1 protein-coding gene and 1 pseudogene are annotated in these 1,155 nt (G+C 71.5%); one reads left to right on the top strand and one right to left on the bottom strand.

Annotated features, from left to right (window positions below):
* Window positions 1–38: 38 nt before the first annotated feature.
* Window positions 39–497, bottom strand: coding sequence for an SRPBCC domain-containing protein (locus GWK61_RS54705; RefSeq protein WP_194922311.1), 459 nt, complete (start codon window positions 495–497; stop codon window positions 39–41).
* Window positions 498–553: 56 nt separating this feature from the next.
* Here GWK61_RS54705 and GWK61_RS61350 point away from each other — a divergent pair.
* Window positions 554–916, top strand: a pseudogene (locus GWK61_RS61350) (nitrate reductase subunit alpha); the annotation flags it as partial.
* Window positions 917–1,155: the final 239 nt, after the last annotated feature.

Here is a 1,155-nt window from a genome sequence, read left to right as displayed (position 1 = left end):
ACCCAGCACCGCCCCGTCCATCGAAACCCCCTGCGACCTCACGCCGTCTCTTCAGCACGCGCCTTCAGCGCGGCGATCTCCTGAGCCCAACCCTCCGTATTGTCCTTCAGCGCCCCGCGCCGCACGTCCTCGCTCCCGTCCAGCACCGCGAAGCCGCTCTCGACCACGCGCAGCCGGGTGCCGTCGCCCTCGGGCGTGAGCGTGAACTCGATCAGCGTCGTGATCCCCTCGCGCAGCTGCTCCCCCTTGTAGGCGCTGGCCCACCGGTAGGCGACGTAGCTCTTCGGATCGACCTTCTCCACCCGCACCGGGAAGTCGCCGTACTTCTCATCGTGCGCGACGGTGGTCTGGCCGGCGACCGCGGTGGCGCCGGTCGGCGCGACCCAGAAGCCGGGCTCGGTCACCAGCGACCAGACCCGGTCCTGGGAGGCGGCGATCAGGGTCTCACGCTCGATGCGGTCCTGGATGTCGGTGCTCTCGGTGCTCTCGGTGCTCATGATGTGCTCCTTCGCTCGGCGGCGACGGAAGCGTCAACGACGCCGACGCCGAACCCGAAGGCGCCGCCTGGAAAACCGTCATCCTCGACGCCGCCACCAACCGCCCCGTCGTCCCCAACAGCTCCCTCGGCTTCCGCTGGACCGCTTCCGGCGAGGGCCGCTGGAACCTGGACCTGAACGACGTCGAACCCCGCCTGAGCCTGCTCGGCCTGCCCGAAGCCATCCCCACCGAGGTCCTGCTCCCCCGCTTCGACACCGACGGCGGCCGGCACGGCCAGGGCCGCGGCGAGATCCACACCCGCGGCGTCCCGGCCGTCCGCCTGCACCCCGGCGGCCCGCTCGTCACCACCGTCTACGACCTGCTCCTGGCTCAGTACGGGGTGGCCCGCGCCGACCTGCCCGGCATCTGGCCCACCGGCTGCCTACCGTGAGCCACCACTGGCTTCATCACTTGCGCCGCCGCGCACAGCTACCCGAGCCATTGGCCCCAGCCAAACTCGCCGCCGGCGCCGCCGCTTTCTCGCCGCCTGGGGCCTGTTATCCGAAACAGGCTCGGCCGACCCGCCCCGAAGGACAGACCGGCCGAGCCTCATCGCGAGCGCCGCCGCTCACCGCGAACCGCTACCCGGAACCATCAGCCCCGAGCAAGCCCGCCGTG

This window comes from Catenulispora rubra (assembly GCF_015356825.1).
In the GTDB taxonomy this organism is placed as follows: domain Bacteria; phylum Actinomycetota; class Actinomycetes; order Streptomycetales; family Catenulisporaceae; genus Catenulispora; species Catenulispora rubra.
Note: the sequence above shows the minus strand (reverse complement) of the source record. Positions and strands in the feature narration are given on the sequence as shown.

Coding starts and splice junctions, on each gene's coding strand:
- GWK61_RS54705 (WP_194922311.1), bottom strand. CDS start 497: ATGAGCACCGAGAGCACCGAGAGCACCGACATCCAGGACCGCATCGAG.